We start from the raw sequence: 17,058 nt of genomic DNA, 5'->3' as shown, positions 1-17,058 counted from the left end.
AGACGTGAGAATCGGGCTTCCCAAGCCTGGTCTGTGAAGCCGGTGCCAAGTGCTGCTCGTGCTATTCGAGACGTGGTTCGACAGTAAAGTTCTTCAGTTAGAGGCGTCCTGCGCCGATTAATCGTTACATGTCCCCGTTTCATAACAGCCCGATCTTCTCGAAACGCCTCTGGTTGTCGAACGTCTCATGAGTGCGTCGAGTACCTTCACGGGTCCGTTGTGAGTTTCGCGAGGTTGCGAAGGGTCCGCGGCCAACAAAACGGTGACAAGATGCGGAGCTTGGGATGAGTGTACGGTGTGCGACGCTGACGCAGATAAGCTCGAAAGTACAGCACCAGCGGGACACTGCACGAGGTTTTCATTAAGAGCCCTGGGTCGTCAGATCGGTTACCGGCGCCGCCCGCCGGACCGAACCACGTGGCCCGACCGTGGAGCCCTATGCGAGCGGTGGTATTACTCCTGGCTACGTGTCTGTTCTGCGGTTGCAGTCGGAGCCATTATCGCAACGCCGCCGATCGGGAAACGTACCCGATCGTGGCCGAGCGGTCCGCGCTCGGGCGCGGGTACGACATTGGCCGGCTCCGGTTGGAGCCCGCACCGGGATCGCGTCTGGCCGACCCGTTCGATCCGGACCGCCCGCCCAAGCCCCCGGACGACCCGGCGGCCGCGATCCTGATGGACCACCCGTACAAGTTCCGCGGCTCGAAGCGCTGGGGCAAGGACGGGTACGCAGACAGCATCGAACCGATCGGATGGGAGACGGCCCTCGCCCCGGACGACAAGGGCGTTGTCAAACTCGACCAGAATAAGGCCGTCGAGGTCGCGCTGCTCAACAGCCGCGAGTATCAGTCCGCCCTTGAGGACGTTTACCTGACGGCCCTGGGGCTGACGCTCAACCGGTTCGAGTTCGACCTCCGGTGGTTCGGCCGCAACGCCACCACCTACACCCACTCCGGCAACAGTTCGCTCCCGACCGAGTCGAACCGGCTGGCCTCGACCACCGACGTCGGGTTCGAACGCAACCTCGCCGCCGGCGGGCAGTTGCTGGTCGATTTCGCCAACAGCATCACTTACGAATACACCGGCGGGGCGGTCGGCGGGGTGCGGTCGAACCTGCTGCTCAGCCTGACCCAGCCGCTGCTCCGGAACTTCGGCCGCCAGGTCCGGCTCGAGGGGTTGACCCAGGCGGAGCGGGACGTGCTGTACGCGGTCCGCGACTTCGCCCGGTTCCGCAAGCGGTTCTATGTGTCCGTCGCCACCCAGAGCGGCGGGTACCTCGACCTCCTGCTGGCCGTCCAGACGCTCCGGAACTCGGAAGCCAACCTGAAGCGGCAGGAGGAAACGTACCGGCTGTATAACGAGCTGTTCCGCGGCGGCCGGGCGTCGGTGGTCGAGTTGGACCAGTTCTACCAGGGCGTCCAGGCGGCCCGGCAGGGCGTTATCGACACCCGCACCTCGCTGGAGAACGCCAAAGACCAGTTCAAGCTCACCTTGGGCCTGCCCCCGCGGCTCCCAATCGATCTGGACGACAGCCCGCTCGACCAGTTCATCCTGACCGACCCCGCGCTCGAACGGCTCCGGGAGCAGTTGGAGGAGTTCCAGCGGGTCCGTCTCCGCGAACTGGGCGCGCCGCCGTCGCTCGACGCACTCCGGAAGGCGTTCACCGACCTGCGGGAACTATCCGGGCGCGGACCAGCGGCGGTCCAATCGGCGGCGGCCGATCTGGACGCCTTCGGCCGGCAGTTCGACCGCCCGGCCCGGCCGGGGGATGACCCGGAGCAGCGGGACCGGGACAAGGCCACGTACACAAGCCTGAAAACCGCTCTGACCGAAGCCGGTGACGACCTGGCGAAGTTCACCAAGAAGATTGAACAAGACAGCGCAGCCGTGACCGAAGCAACCCGCAAGGAGGGGTGGGAGGCGGTGGTCCAGGACGCCAAGTTCCTGCTGGCCGCCCTAGACGGGGTGATCAGCGTCCAGACGCAGTCGCGGATCTACCGGATCGAGCTGCCGGAGATCGACATCCTGGAAGAACCGGCAATGGCCTTCGCGAAGGCGAACCGCCTCGACCTCCAGAACCGGCGAGCGCAGGCGACCGACGCGTGGCGAAAGGTGACGGTCGCCGCGAACGCCCTGCGCGGCGGGGTGAACGTGGTGGGCACCGCCAACCTTGTCACCGACGCGGACCACGACAAGCCGTTCAACTTCGCGGGCGAGGCCAGTTCGTACAGCGTCGGCCTCCAGTTCGACGCCCCGCTCAACCGGCTCGCCGAGCGGAACGTGTACCGCGCGAGCCTCGTCTCGTACCAGCGTGCCAAGCGCGCGTACGTCGCGCAGTCGGACCAGGTGGAGCTGCAGATCCGTCAAGACCTGCGCGAACTGGCGCGGCTGCGGCCGTCGTTCAGCATCGCCCGGCAGCAGGTGCTGTCCGCCGCCCGGCAGTACGAGAACACCCGGCTCACACTGCTCGGCCCGGGCGGCCGTAAGGGCGCAAACGATGCGACCAGCTTGCAGCTCCTCCAGGCCCTGAGTACCCTGTTGACACAACGCAACGCGCTGGCCGCGAACTTCATCCAGTTCGAGCAAAGGCGGCTCCAGCTCCTCCTGGACCTGGAAGAGCTACAGCTCGACGACCGAGGCTTCCCCACCAATGCGCAGCCCAGACCCCCTGCCCGCTCCGACGACCGCAACGGCCGCGGAACCGCTGCCCCCGGGCTCCCCGGCGCCCCAGCCCCCCGGCCGATCACTGCCCCCGGCCCGGTCGGCCCGTAAGTCCGGCCGGCTCGCGCGTGCGGCGCGATACGCGGCGGCGGCCGCGGTCGTCGGAGCCGTCGGGTGGCTGGCCGCCCGGCAATTTCTGCCCGGCCGGCACGTCGACGACGTGCTGACCGCCACCGCGACCGTTGGGGATCTGGAAATCGCGGTGGCCGACAAGGGGGAGCTGGAAAGTTCCGAGGCGGTCCAGGTGATCTGCGAGGTCGAGGGGGGCGGCAAGATCACCACCATCCTGCCCGAAGGGACGGTGGTCAAGCGGGGCGACGTGGTGGCCCGGCTCGACACCGACGCGCTCCAGAAAGCCATCAACGAGCAAGAAGTGAAGTGGGAGCAGGCCGAGGGAAAGGTGAAAGCCGCGATCAGCGAACTGGAGGTGCAGCGGAACAAAGCCGAGGGCGAGATCGCGAAGGCCGAACTCGCCCACGTTCTCGCGGACATCGACCGGGAGTCGTTCCTGGACGCCGAATACAAGGGCGAGCTGGACAAGAAGAAAGGTGCTCTGGAACTCGCCAAAAAGGAACTCAAGGAGGCCGAGGACAACCTGGAGTTCACCCGCGGGATGGTCAAAAAAGGGTTCGCCCAGTTGGAACAGATCCGGATCGTCGAGCTGACCCACGAGCAGAAAAGGTACGCCGTCCAACAAGGGGAGGCGGACCTGCTCCTGTTCACCAAGTACACCAAGCGGCGGAAGACGACTGAGCTGGAAGCCAAGGCGAAGGACGCCGTCCGCGACCTCGACCGGACGAAGAAGAGCCAGGCCGCGGCGACCGAGAAGGCGGCCAGCGAGGTGACCGCCGCCCGCAAAACCGCCGACCTGGAGAAGCGGCAGTTCGAGCGCCTCCGGGACCAGCTCGGAAAGTGCGAGGTGAAAGCCCCGGCCCCCGGCATCGTCATCTACTTCAAGCGCCCGTGGGACGAATCGGCCCGGATCCGCCCGGGCGGGCAGGTGTTCTTCCAGCAGCCGATCTTCACGCTCCCGGACCTGAGCCAGATGAAAGTCAAGATGAAGGTCCACGAGACGGTGGTGAAGAAGGTCAAGGCCGGGCTGGGCTGCACCATGAAGATCGACGCCCTGCCCGGTCAGGTGCTCCGCGGCAAGGTCATGTCCGTTGCCACCCTGGCCCAAGGCGACGACTGGCGCGGCGGTGGGGTGAAGGAGTACGAAACGACCATCTCAATCGAGGACATGCCGACCGAAGCGGGTTTGCGGCCGGGGATGTCGGCCGAGGTCAAGATCCTGGTCAAGACGGTGCCCGGCGCGCTGACCGTTCCGGTCCAGGCGGTGACCGAGGTCGGTGGCCAGCACGTCTGCTACGTCGCCACCGGCAACAAGGTCGAGCAGCGGGAAGTGACTATTGGGGACGGGAACGATCAGCTCATCCAGGTGGTCACCGGACTGGCCGCCGGCGACCGGGTCGCCCTCGACGCCCGCAACCGAGCCGCGGCCGAGTTGAGCACCGGGTCCGGGTCCGCACCCGCGCCAACCGCCGCGCTCGGATCACCGGCCCCGAAGTGACGGCCCCGGGCGGGCACAAAGAACCGCGGAGTTTACACCCGCCAGCCCACGCAGGCCGGTGTAAACTCATCAACGAGACTGCGTGCGAGATGGAAGCGGCTCCCGCGCAATGGGTTCCCTGCCGTTCTCAGTTGTGTGAACTGTTCGGCTCCGTCTCTCGGGTGGCCCGAGACGCGACCGAATCGCGTTGCAACCTCCGCGTGCCCTCGCGTTGAGCCGCCCTTATGCTCCCCTCCCGGTTCACCCACCCGCTCAAGCTCGGCCTCAGAAGCCTCGCCGCGCACCGGCTACGGACGCTGCTAACGACGCTCGGCATCGTTCTCGGGGTGGCGTCCGTGATCGTCATGCTAGCCGTCGGCGAGGCGGCCCGGTATCAGGCGATCAAACAGCTCGAAGACCTCGGGGCGACCACCATCCTTCTGCGGAGCGTGAAGCCGACCGACGAGCCGACCCAGAGACAGGGAGTGGACCTGCTCGCCTACGGGCTCACGTTCCGGGACCTGGAGCGGATCCGCACGACCGTCCCGACCGTGTCGAACGCGACCCCCATGCGGGAGTACCGAAAGACCGTCCGCCACCTGGACAAGAAAATGGAAGCCCGGGTGATCGGGGTGACCTCCGATTTTCTCCGTCAGCACAACATCCGCATGGCGTCCGGGCGGGGCGTCGAAGCGGCCGACGAAGAGGCGTTCGCGCCGGTCGCGGTCCTCGGGTCCGCCGCGGCCGAGGCCCTGTTCCCGGCCCAGAACCCCCTGGGTCAAGCCCTCACCGTGGAGAGCCCCGATCGGCAACGGTCGTTTACCGTCATCGGGGTGATCGCCCCGAAAACGCTGGCCGCCGGTGCCGACGGCGGGGACGCCGATTTGAACAAGGTGGTGTTCATCCCGTTCCAGACCGACCGGGTCCGGTTCGGGCGCGAGCTGATGACCCTCAAGGCCGGATCGTACTCGGTCGAACGGCTCGAGATCAGCCAGATGACGATCACGGTCGGGAACGTGGCCGACGTGCCGCGGACGGCCAAAGCCATTCAGTCCCTGTTGGACCAGTACCACCCGCGGAAGGACGTGGTCGTCACGGTCCCGCTCGACCTGCTGCGCAAGGCCGAGGAGACGCAGCGGCTGTTCACGCTAATCCTCGGATCGATTGCGGGCATCTCGCTGGTGGTCGGCGGCATCGGGATCGTGAACATCATGCTCGCCACGGTGACCGAGCGCACACGGGAGATCGGCATCCGCCGCGCGCTCGGCGCGAAGCAGCGCGACATCGCCGCACAGTTCCTGGCTGAATCGGTCCTCCTGTCGTGCTGCGGCGGAATCGTCGGGGTGGTACTCGGGGTCGGGCTGTCGTTCGCGATGAGCGGGCTGATCGGGCTACCGGCCATCATTCGGGTCTGGTCCCCTCTGTTGGCGTTCGGGGTCTCGCTCCTGGTCGGGCTAATCTCTGGTGTCCTTCCGGCCCGCAGGGCGGCCCGGCTCGACCCGGTAGAAGCCCTTCGACACGTCTGACGGCGTCTGGCCTTTGACGCACTCCGACCACATGTTCTGGTGCGTGCGCCCGATCACGGCGATAACTCTCAGGGTTTCCGGCGTATCCTATCCGAGGTACCGAACTTCGGAGGTGAATTGATGAGCGCGGGTCCGCCGACTCGCCCCAGCCTCGTCGGTCGGCTCCGGGACCGTAACGACCGGGCGACCTGGGCCGAGTTCGTGGGGCTGTACGCGCCCGTCGTGTTCGGGTTCGCCCGCAAGGCGGGCCTGCAAGACGCGGACGCCGCCGACCTCACCCAGGAGGTCCTCCGTTCGGTGGTCGGGGCCATCACCCGGTTCGATTACACCCCCGCGCGGGGCGGGTTTCGCGCCTGGCTGTTTCAGATCACCCGCAACCACGTCCACTCCTTTCGCCGGGGCACCGCCCGCGCCGCGCGCCTCACCGCGCGCGTCCCCGGCGCGGCGCCGGTACCGCTCGAAGAGGTGCCGGCGCACGAGGACGCGCTCGAAGCCGCGTGGGAGCAGGAGTGGCGGCGGGAGCTGTTCGCCCGCGCGTGCGGGCACGTCCGCCCGCTGGTCGAACCGGCCACCTGGGAGGCGTTCCACCAGACCGCGGTGCTCGGCCGCGCCGGGCAACAGGTGGCGGCGGAACTCGGCCTGTCGGTGGCCGCCGTGTACCTCGCAAAGAGCCGGGTGCTGGCGCGGCTCCGGCAGTTCGTCCAGGCCGCCGAGGAGGAATGACATGGTCGATCGGCTCGCGTGCCCGGAGTCGGTCCGGCTCCCGACACTCCTCGACGGACGCGATCCGCCCCGCGACCTGTTCGAGCATCTGGCGCAGTGCCCGCGGTGCCAGCACGCGCTCGAGTGTTTCGCGGCCGGGGACTGCGCGTGGCTCCGGTCGCCGCCGGCCGCGGACGCGGAGCGGCCGCCGCACCTGCGGCAACTGCTGGACGCGCTCACGCGGCTCACGACCGCGGCGGACATGTTCGCCGTTCCGCCCCGCAACCTGTCGCTGGACTTCCTGCTCCCGACGGACCACCCCGAAGCGCTCGGCGCCGTCGGACCGTACCCGGTGCTCGAGGTGGTCGGGCGCGGCGGGATGGGGGTGGTGTTCCGCGCGGTGGACCGCGCGCTCAACCGCGTGATCGCGGTCAAGGTGCTGGCGCCACAGTGGGCGGCGAACGGCACCGCCCGCCAGCGGTTCTTGCGCGAGGCGCGGGCGGCGGCGGCCGTCGCCCACGAGCACGTGGTGAGCATCCACGCGGTCGACGAGTCCAACGGGCTGCCGTATCTCGTGATGGAGTACGTACCCGGGCCGTCGCTCCAGGAGCGGATCGACCGCGACGGCCCGCTGGACCCGAAGGACGTGGCGCGCGTCGCGCTGCAGGTGGCCGCGGGGCTGGCCGCAGCCCACGCCCAGGGCCTCGTCCACCGCGACGTGAAGCCAGCCAACATTCTGCTCGAGAACGGGGTCGGGCGCGCGCGACTCACCGACTTCGGGCTCGCCCGCGCGGTCGACGACGCCGGCACCACCCAGCACGGCACGATCGCCGGCACGCCGGATTACATGGCCCCCGAACAAGCCACCGGCCAACTCGTGGACCACCGGGCGGACCTCTACGCACTCGGCTGCGTGATTTACGCCGCGAGCACCGGGCGCCCGCCGTTCCGCGCCGCGACCTCACTGGGCGTCATGCATCTCACGGTGACGGCCACCCCGGCGCCCATTCGCACGCTGAACCCGGACATTCCGCCCGACCTGGCCGCCGTCGCGCAGCGGCTCCTGGCGAAAGATCCGGCAAACCGGTTCCCGACCGCGGAAACGGTCGCTGCGGAACTCCGGGCGGTTCTCATCCGGATGCAACAGCCGGACCTCGCGCCGCGCCGCAGCAAATGGCGCATTCGGGCCGGCGCCGGGGTGACCGCTCTGCTCGCGCTGTTCGCAACCGCATTGGCCCTCCGTCCGCGGAGCGATCCCCCGGAAATCACGGCGACCGATCCGGGCGACAGCCCTCCCCCACTTCCGCCCGCGGTGCCTCCAGAACCGCCCGACGATCCGGCCCCGGCGATGGTCTTTGAAGGGCACCACGGAACTATTTCCGGCCTTTCGGTCCACCCGGACGGCACACGGTTCGTTTCCGTCGGCAGCACGTTAACCAAAGACGACGGGACCATTCGGCTTTGGAGTACGGCGTCCGGGAAGCGGACGCACCAGATTCGCGCCGGCGGGGTCCGCGCCGAGTGCGTCGCACTTACCGCCGACGGGCACACGATCGTCGCCGGGTTTATCGACGGAACGGTGCGCATCTACGAGTGGGATTCGGAAACGGAGCTCGTGCGCCTGAGGGCCGACCGGGTTGCCGTCACGTGTGTGGCACCGGACCCGACCGGCCGCCGGATCGCAATCGGCGATGCGCGCGGGCGGGTCCGGATGTGGGACCCCGCCACCGGTCGGGTCGGGCTGACGATCACGGCCCACGAGCCGCGCCCGTGCCGCGGGATCGCGTTCGCGCCGGACGGCAAGACGGTCGCCACCGTTGGCCTCGACGGGGCGCTGCGCACCTGGGACACGAGCACCGGGTACGAGCGTCTCGCACTCATTCTTGGCACGGACCTCGCCTGGGGCGTGTCGTTCACGAACGGCGGAAAGCAGATCGTTACCGCGGACCCGTTCGGCGGGGCGGTCTGGAGCGCCGAAACCGGGCACCGGCTCGCCGAACTCCGCGACGGACGGGTGACGCCCTCGACCGCCGTTGCGGTCTCAGCGGACGGCACGACCGTCGCAACCTGTGGCCCCGACGGGTTCGTGCGCGTCTGGCACACGCGCACGGGCGCGCTCGTGTTGCGGGCCGCCACGGGCGGCCCCGCGTGGTCCGTCGCACTGACCGCGAACGGTAGGCACGTCCTGGCCGGCTGTGGCGGGCCGAGCAAACGGGAGAAGCCCGATGCCGACAACACGTCCGTGATTCGGATGTGGCCCGTTCGCGCACCGGCCGGTCCATAACCGCCCGGTGCGATTTGTAACGGAACGGATTTCACGCGATAGGTTCCCGCGGGTGAAACGTATTCGGGTGGGCGGCGCGTACCGGACCTCCGAAGTCGACCTACCAGGGAGTCCCGATGAAATACGGCGTGGTGTGGCTCGCGGTCACGTTCGCGGTCGGGTTCGCCTCGGCCGCACAGGACGAACCGAAACAAGCCAAGAGCGCACCTGCGAAAGCGGCCCCCGCTCCAAGCAGAGCCCCGCGGTTCCACCCGACGCCGGTTCCGCTGTCCGGCTCGAGCGGTGAGGTCCACACCCTGGCCGTTTCGCCTGACGGAAAGCGGGTCGCCTACGGCGGCCCGACCAGCCCGTCGGGCGGGTTCGTTGCGGTCCGGGAGTTGGACACGAAGAAAGAGCTGTTCACGCTGGCGCTGCGGCTGCCGCCCAACTCGGTCGCGTTCTCGCCCGACGGCCGCCGCGTGCTGATCGCCGGGACCGATCCCGAAGCGCGGCTGGTCGAGGGCGACACTGGCGAAGCCGTCTTCAGCCTCAAGCTCAACGACAGCACCCGCGCCGTATTCAGCCCCGACGGAAAGACCATCGCCACAGGCACCGCGGCCGCAGCGGTCCAGCTCTGGGACGCCGCAACGGGCGACGAGTTGGTGAAGCTACCCGGAGCAACGGGACGACTGTCCAGCGTGGCGTTCTCCCCGGACGGCAAAAAGCTCGTCGCGTGCAGTGCGGAACAGGCCATGAACATGACCAGTCGGGGTAGAGTGTTCGTCTGGGACGTTCCCACCCAGCGGCTGACGACAAAACTCGACACCGGTCCTGGGTTCGTCCTCACCGCCGCGTTCACCACCGACGGCAAAACGATCGCCACCGGCGGGGGATCGACCCAGGTGCGGCTGTGGGATCTGGCAACCGGAACGGAACGGGCCGTACTTGCGGGACCCGACGTGCCGTTTGACGGTGTAGCGTTCGCTTTTAACGGCGATATTATCGCCGGTCTGTTCGGTAACGGAACAATCTATGTTTGGAACACGGCAACGCAAAAATCACTCTCCACCCTGATCACACCCCCGGGAACCTGTCGCGCGGTCGCGCTCGCTCCGGGGGGCAAAACTCTCGTGACGGGCGGAACGCGGAGAGCGGTGAAGGTGTGGGATCTGGCGGGTGGCAAGGAACTTGCCATGCTTCAACAGGACCCTTTGCCGCGCGACCTGCCCACCCCCCTCGCCCTGGCGGCCGCACCAAACGGTTCACTCGTCGCGGTCGCGACCGAGGAACAGGGTGTCACGCTCCGCGACGCCCGGAGCGGTGAACACCTGGGCGATTTGAAGGGCCATGAGGACGCGGTGACCTGTCTCGCGTTCTCCGCAAACGGTCGGGCGCTCGCGTCCGGGAGCGCGGACAAGACGGTGCGGTTGTGGGACAGCGTAACCCGCAAAGAACTTGCGGTCCTGAAAGGGCACACGAACTGGGTTTACGCCGTTGCGTTCAGCCCGGACGGCAAGACCGTGGCAACCGGCGCGTACGACAAAACGGTTCGCATGTGGGACGTGGCAACCGGTAAACAGATACGTTCGATCGACGCCCACCGCGGGTCGGTCCGTGCGGTCGCCTTCTCCGCCGACGGCAAGACGGTTGCGTCCGGCGGGAGCGACCGAACGGTCAAGTTGTGGAACGCGGAGACCGGAGCGCTTTTAACCGCACTGCCGGGACATCAGGGTTCGGTGCGCGGGGTCGCGTTCTCGCCGGACGGCAAGACGCTGGCTTCGGGTTCCGAGGACGGTACGGTGCGGGTGTGGAGCGTCAGCGAGGCCAAGGAGTTGATCGTGCTCCGGGGACACACCGACGAAGTCGTGTGCGTCAGCTATACCGGACCCGACGGGTTGGTGAGCGGTGGGGCCGACGGCACGGTGCGCGTGTGGGACGCGACGACCGGAACGGCAATCATGAACGCCCTAGCGCACCCGGGCGGGGTGACCGGATGCGCGGTTTTGGGCGGCGCCGGCTTGGTATCCGTGGGGCAGGACAAGGTGCTCAAGCGCTGGCGCGCGGACGCGCCGGGGCCGGTTCGGGTGCTCGCCGGTCACACCGGGGCGGTTCACGCGGCCGTATTCTCACCCGACGGCAACCGGATCGTGTCGGGCGGCAACTGGCCGGAAGGCGATAAAACGGTGCGCGTGTGGGACACCGCGACCGGTCAGGAAACACTCAAGATCGACCTCCCGACACAGGTCGCGATGGTCGCGTTCTCGCCGAACGGGAAGTTCGTTCTTGCTGCGGGCGACGACCACAGTTCATACCTTCTTGATGCCTCAACGGGTCAAGTGGTGCGCAAGTTCCGGGGGCACGCGGACGCCGTACACGGAGTCGCCTTCTCACACGACGGCAAACAGGTTCTGACCTGCGGGGCGGATAAAACCGCCCGCCTCTGGGACACGGAAACCGCCAAGGAGTTAAAGCCGTTCACCGGCCACACCGGACTGGTTCGGCGGGTGGCGTTCCACCCGGACGGGCGGCACGCACTGTCCGCCGGGCGGGACGGCGTGGTACGGATGTGGGAACTCGATACCGCAAAGGAGGTCCGTCAGTTCCGCGCGTCCGGGAACTGGGCCGACTGCCTTTCCGTCTCTCCAAACGGCAAGTTGGTGGCGGTCGGCGGGAAAGAAACGAAGGTGTACGAGGTCGAGACCGGAAGGCTCGTCCACACTCTCGACGCCCACCCGTACGGCGTCACCACCGTAAGCCACTCCACCGACGGCAAGTACGTGCTCACCGGCGGCTACGACGGGTCCGCCAAGTTGTGGGACGCGGGGACCGGAAAAGAGCTGTATCAGTTCCGCGGGCACAGCAACTTCCTCTGGTCCGCGACCTTCTCCCCCGACGGCAAATGGGTCCTCACCGCGTGCGGCGGCGTCAGCACGGACGGGTCGTTTAAAAAGGGCAACGATTTCCTCATCAGGCTGTGGGCGATGCCGGACGCACAAACGATGGCCGAATTTGGTTCCGCGAACTGACGCCGCGTCACAACCTGATCTCGGTAGTTTCAGGTTTCATTTTCCATGTGCGTCTGAAGACACACGAATGGCCCGGGGCGTGTGCTCCGCGGGCTTTCACCTTGGAACCCGGAAACGACTGTACTTGACCTAACACTCAATCCGGGCATTCGTGCCTGCGCCGCTGAACCAAAGAGCGGAGCAGTGGCGAGCTACCGAACCGTGAACGAGGCCGTTGTCATGTACCATTTGCTGTTGGGTTCGGTTACGGGCGCACTGCTCGCGGCCCCGTACCCTGCGGTCGGCGCGGAGCCGACGAGGCCGGCGCGACCGGGACCTCCGTCCGTACCCGCTCTCGCAACGAAAATCGACCGCGCGCTGGAATCGGCGTGGGCGAAGAACAATATCACCCCGGCCGCACCGGCAAGCGACACGGAGTTCCTTCGCCGCGTGTACCTCGACCTGGCCGGGCGCGTGCCATCGGTGGCCGAGGCGCGTGCGTTCCTGGAGGGCGCGCGTGCGGACAAGCGGCGCGCCCTGGTCGCCGAGTTGCTCGCCCGCCCGGCCTACGCCCGGCACTTCGCGGCCGTGTGGCGCCATTTGCTGCTGCCGGAAGCCGACACCAACTTCCAGGTTCATTTCCTGGCCCCGGGGTTCGAGCAGTGGTTACGGCGGGAGTTCGAGCGGAACGTTCCGTTCGACCGGATGGTCCGCGACGTTCTGACAACGCCCGTCGACCGTGACACGACGCAGCAGGCCTTGAGGGGCGACAGCGTAACGAGTCCGGTCGCGTTCTACCTCGCAAAAGAGGCGAAGCCGGAGAACCTTGCGGCGGCATCGGCGCGCGTATTCCTCGGCATCCGGCTGGAATGCGCCCAGTGCCACGATCACCCGTTCGCGACCTGGACCCGAGACCAGTTCTGGGGCCTGGCGGCGTTCTTCAGCGGCATCCGCTCGCAGGAGCGGGGCGTTGGGTTCGCGGTACCGGACAAAGAGATCTTGGACCGGCGCGAGCTGATCGTTCCGGGGAGCGAGCGGGTCGTTCAGGCGATGTTCCCGGACGGCACCGAGCCGCGGTGGCGGTTCAAGGTCGGAGCGCGCCAAACCCTCGCGGAGTGGGTGACCGGAGGGGAGAACCCGTACTTCGCCCGGGCCGCGGTGAACCGGGTGTGGGCGCACCTGTTCGGCGTCGGATTGGTCGAGCCGGTCGACGAGTTGACCGGCAGCCCGGACGCAGTGGCCCATCACCCGGAACTGCTCGACGAACTCGCCAAGGCGTTTGTGGAGAGCGGGTACGACCTCAAAGGGCTGATCGAAGCAATCACGGGCTCGCGGGCGTACCAGCTCACGAGCCGCGGCCGCGCGGCCGCAGCGCCCCTGTTCTCGCGCCAGCAGCTCCGCGGGCTGACCGCCGAGCAGCTCTTCGACAGCCTCGCGGTCGCGACCGGGCAGCCCGACGACCTCCGCGACGACCCGCGGTTCGGGGCACGCAACACCCCCCGGACCGAATTCGTAATGAAGTTCGGCCAGCAGTCCGGGCGCCCCGTCGATCACGAGATGACCATTATTCAGGCACTCACGCTGATGAACGGACCGTTCGTGACCGGCGCAACGAGTCCGGAGCGGAGTGAACTGCTCTCCGCGGTGCTCACCGCACCGTTCTTGACCGAGCGGGGGCGTATCGAGACGGTGTACCTAGCCGCATTGGCCCGCACGCCGACCGCGCACGAGATGGAGAAAGCCATGGCGCTCGTGGCGAAAGCCGCGGCTGGTGGCGGCCAGAAGGCGCGACGCGACGAGGCCGTTGCTGACATCTTTTGGGCGCTATTGAACAGCGCAGAGTTCTTGTTCAACCACTGACCCCAGGCGACTCGCGTCGACATCCCTGTATGGTCCGAACCGCGCACCGGGAGGTTCCGATGTCTTCACGCCACGGCTCACGGTTAGACCGCCGGCACTTCTTGCGGGCCGGCGTGGCGAGCGTCGGGGTCAGCCTCTCCGGCTGGCTCGGGCGGCTCGCTGCCGAAGGGGGCGCCGACCCGGCGCGCAAGCGGGCGTGCATCCTCCTGTGGATGAACGGCGGGCCGAGCCAGCTCGACACCTTCGACCCGAAGCCGGAACACGCCAACGGCGGGCCGGTGAGACCGATCCGCACGAAGGCCCCCGGCGTCCGCATCAGCGAGTACCTCCCGAAGCTCGCTCAGCGGGCCGACAAACTCGCCATCGTCCGGGGCATGGTCACCAAGGAAGCCGACCACAATCGCGGGAGCTACCTGATGCGAACCGGGCGCGTGCCCGGCGGGCCGCTCCGCTACCCCACGCTCGGCTCGTTCGTCGGCAAGGAACTCATCCGGCCCGGCGCCGAAATGCCGGCGTTCGTCAGCGTCGCGCCGTTCCGGCAGCTCAGCCCCGAAGCGTACGCCCCCGGGTTCCTCGGCCCGCGGTACGCGCCGCTCGTCGTGGCGGAGAACGCCGCCGATCCCCCGGCCGATGACATCAGCCGGGTGCTGCGCGTGCAGGACCTCGACCGCCCCGCCGAGGTCTCCGCGGAGCGCGGGGCCGCCCGCTCCGCGTTCCGGGACGGTATGGACGCGGAGTTCCTCGCCGACCACCCGGACGCGGCCGGGGAGGCGCACCGCACCGCGTACCGGCGGGCGGCGGCGCTCATGCGGGCCGCCGGGGGCGAGGCGTTCAACCTGACTCAAGAAAAAGACGCGCTCCGCGACCAGTACGGGCGCAACCTGTTCGGCCAGGGGTGTCTGCTCGCGCGCAGGCTTGTGGAGCGCGGGGTGCCGTTCGTCGAGGTCACGCTCTCGTCCGCGCCGGGGGTGAACAACGGGATCGGCTGGGACACGCACGACAACAACTTCGACGCCGTGAAAAAGCTGTGCGGCGTCCTCGACCCGGCGTGGGCCGCGCTGATGGACGACCTGGAGGCCCGCGGGCTCCTCGACACCACCACGATCGTGTGGATGGGGGAGTTCGGGCGCACCCCGCGCATCAACTCGAACACGGGCCGCGACCACTGGGCCAACGCGTGGTCCACCGTTCTCGCTGGCGGCGGGATCAGGGGCGGGCAAGCGGTCGGCGCGACGAGCGCGGACGGGATGGAGGTTAAGGACCGCCCGGTATCGGTGCCGGATCTGCTGGCGACGGTCTGCACGGCGCTCGGTCTCGACCCGGCGAAACAGAACCTCTCGCACATCGGCCGGCCCATCCGGCTGGTCGACTCGGTCGGGGTTCCGCTAAAGGAGGTGGTGTCGTGAGCACGCGCGTCACTTTCATTCCGGTGATCCTGCTCGCGACCGCGCTCTCGAGCACCGCGGCCGAGCAGAAGTCCGAGCCCCTCAACCTCGTGTGCATTACGGCCACGCGGCCGGTGCTCGTTCGGCTAGATGTCGCGGTGGACGGCAAGCCGTTGGTTGTGGAGTGGGAGTCCTTCGCGCGAGCCCTGTTCACGCACCTCGACGCGAACAACAACGGCACGCTCGAAGGAGCGGAACTGGCTCGCCTTCCGCCGACGCTCACGCTGTTGACTGTCCGGACCGGTTTCCCGCTGCCCGCAGCGCCCGCGTTGACCCGCGACGGGCTTATGGAGTACTTGCGGGCGAACGATCTCGGACCGCTCCGCGCGCTCATTTCCGGTGGCGTCGCGCCGGTCTTCCGGCGCCCGGTTCGAGGAAATGCGGTCGGAGCGGGCCAGGCGCTCGACAAAGCGCTGTTCGAGGCGCTCGATTCCAACGCGGACGGGAAACTGTCCCCGGACGAGCTGACAGCCGGACCGGCTGCGCTGGGGAAACTCGATACGGACGAGAACGAACTGATCAGCGCCGCAGAGGTGCGCGGGTGGCTCGGCCGAACGGACCCGCCGGTAACTCTGAGCCACGAGCCGGGTGCGAGTTCGTTCCCCCGGTTCGGGTTGCGCGTGGCATCGCGGAAAAGCGATCCCGTTCTCGCGAAGCAGTTGCTCAGTTGGTACCAGCCCAAACGGAAAGACGACGTCCCGGCCCGACGGCTCACGAAGGCCGATCTGAACCTCACGGCCGAAGCGTTCGCCGCGCTCGATCGGGACGGGGACGACGAACTCGATCCGGAGGAACTGGCGCGGTTCGGGGGCGGGTGCCCGCCCGCGGCCGACCTCGCATTGCAACTCGGTCAGGTACCGCCGGACAAATCCCCGGCAGCCGTCCTCTCGGTGGGAAAAGCGGACCTTACCGTGACCATGGGAAACCAAGGAGCAAACGTTTCCTTGGCGGGACCGGGTATACGAATCGACTTCGTGCCGACGAGCGCCGGCGCCGACCCGCGCGGCCTGTACGTAAATACGTTCCGTCAATTCGATCGCGACGCCAACGGGTACCTGGACGCCGCCGAGATCCGAAGGAGTGACCTCTTCCGCGACCTGCTCCCTCTGATCGACGCCGACGGCGACGGCAAGGTCTTCGAGAAGGAACTGCTCGCGGCCCTGGACAAGATCCAGCCGCTGGCGACTCTGGCGGCGCGTGGGCTGGTCGCCGCAAACGTGACCGAGGCGGGGCACGGCTTGTTCGGAATCATCGACGCGGACGGCAACGGGCAACTGTCGCAGCGCGAGTTGCGACAGTTGCCGAAGCTGACAAAGCACTTCGCCACCGCAAAGAACGGGTCGTTCCGTTTGGCGGATGTACCGCAGCACTTACGGGTGACGCTCGCGAGCCACCCCGCCGGCCCGTGGTTGATCGAGGCGCCCATCGACCGGCCCCGGGAACCGCGATCGGCAGTGGGTCCGACCTGGTTCCAGAAGATGGATCGGAACCGCGACGGCGACGTGTCCCGGCGCGAGTTCCTGGGATCGGAAGACGACTTCCGGCGTCTCGACCGCGACGGCGACGGGCTGATCGACGCCCACGAAGCCGAAGCCGCCAGCAAGCCCGAAACGCGGTAAGGGCTGGGGGCTTGAAGAGGCGGATAGTCGCGGCTTCGTTTCGGCCCGCGTGCCTCATACTCGTGAAGACATATTTTCACAGGATCGACAGGATAAACAGGATTTCAAACTGATTTGTCTTTATCCTGTTTATCCTGTCGATCCTGTCAAAATCTTCTCGGCCCTCCATCGGGCTTTGGGTGCCACACGCCCTCGTCTCGGGCTCACCATGCCCCCAAGCGGGACACTTTCCGCCCGGCGTTCCACGAGCGTTACCCGCGCGAACGGCTCGGGGTATTCGATCGTTTCGTCAGTGTGAACCGTCGCGCTGACGAAGCACTGGTCGCTGATTTGTCCCGTCGCACCACCAACACGTCGAGCACGTCTCG

9 protein-coding genes are annotated in these 17,058 nt (G+C 67.7%); all 9 read left to right on the top strand.

The genetic code is table 11. From position 1 onward, the window contains the following. Positions 1-534: 534 nt before the first annotated feature. The 9 genes from GobsT_RS39725 to GobsT_RS17885 all read left to right on the top strand — a co-directional run bounded on the left by GobsT_RS39725 (position 535) and on the right by GobsT_RS17885 (position 16,690). Positions 535-2,772, top strand: a complete 2,238-nt coding sequence (locus GobsT_RS39725) for a TolC family protein (protein ID WP_010037928.1) — start codon at positions 535-537, stop codon at positions 2,770-2,772. A 562-nt stretch (positions 2,773-3,334) separates the two neighbouring features. Next, on the top strand, positions 3,335-4,291 hold the full coding sequence (locus GobsT_RS39720; RefSeq protein ID WP_232068476.1) for an efflux RND transporter periplasmic adaptor subunit: 957 nt from the start codon (positions 3,335-3,337) through the stop codon (positions 4,289-4,291). Positions 4,292-4,515: 224 nt separating this feature from the next. Then, positions 4,516-5,796, top strand: a complete 1,281-nt coding sequence (locus GobsT_RS17915; RefSeq protein ID WP_010037924.1) for an ABC transporter permease — start codon at positions 4,516-4,518, stop codon at positions 5,794-5,796. 120 nt (positions 5,797-5,916) lie between these two features. Beyond that, positions 5,917-6,519 carry an RNA polymerase sigma factor gene (locus tag GobsT_RS17910; RefSeq protein ID WP_010037920.1) on the top strand — a complete coding sequence of 201 codons (603 nt, stop codon included), beginning with the start codon at positions 5,917-5,919 and terminating at the stop codon, positions 6,517-6,519. Position 6,520: 1 nt separating this feature from the next. Next, positions 6,521-8,782: a WD40 repeat domain-containing serine/threonine protein kinase gene (locus GobsT_RS17905; RefSeq protein WP_010037917.1), complete on the top strand. Its 2,262-nt coding sequence runs from the start codon at positions 6,521-6,523 to the stop codon at positions 8,780-8,782. Positions 8,783-8,898: 116 nt separating this feature from the next. Beyond that, positions 8,899-11,787, top strand: a complete 2,889-nt coding sequence (locus tag GobsT_RS17900) for a WD40 repeat domain-containing protein (RefSeq protein WP_010037915.1) — start codon at positions 8,899-8,901, stop codon at positions 11,785-11,787. Between the two features lie 219 nt (positions 11,788-12,006). Next, positions 12,007-13,626 (top strand): DUF1549 and DUF1553 domain-containing protein, encoded by a 1,620-nt coding sequence (locus tag GobsT_RS17895; RefSeq protein ID WP_029600797.1) that lies wholly within the window; start codon positions 12,007-12,009, stop codon positions 13,624-13,626. Between the two features lie 59 nt (positions 13,627-13,685). Beyond that, a complete protein-coding gene (locus tag GobsT_RS17890; RefSeq protein ID WP_029600796.1) occupies positions 13,686-15,032 on the top strand; it encodes a DUF1501 domain-containing protein in 1,347 nt (448 codons plus the stop codon). Then, entirely contained in the window at positions 15,029-16,690 is a 1,662-nt protein-coding gene (locus tag GobsT_RS17885; RefSeq protein ID WP_010037909.1) for a calmodulin, read from the top strand. Before GobsT_RS17890 ends, GobsT_RS17885 begins: the two co-directional genes overlap by 4 nt. Positions 16,691-17,058: the final 368 nt, after the last annotated feature.

It is taken from the genome of Gemmata obscuriglobus (assembly GCF_008065095.1).
GTDB lineage: Bacteria > Planctomycetota > Planctomycetia > Gemmatales > Gemmataceae > Gemmata > Gemmata obscuriglobus.
The sequence above is the reverse complement of the archived record's forward strand: the minus strand, read 5'-3'. Positions and strand labels throughout refer to the sequence as shown.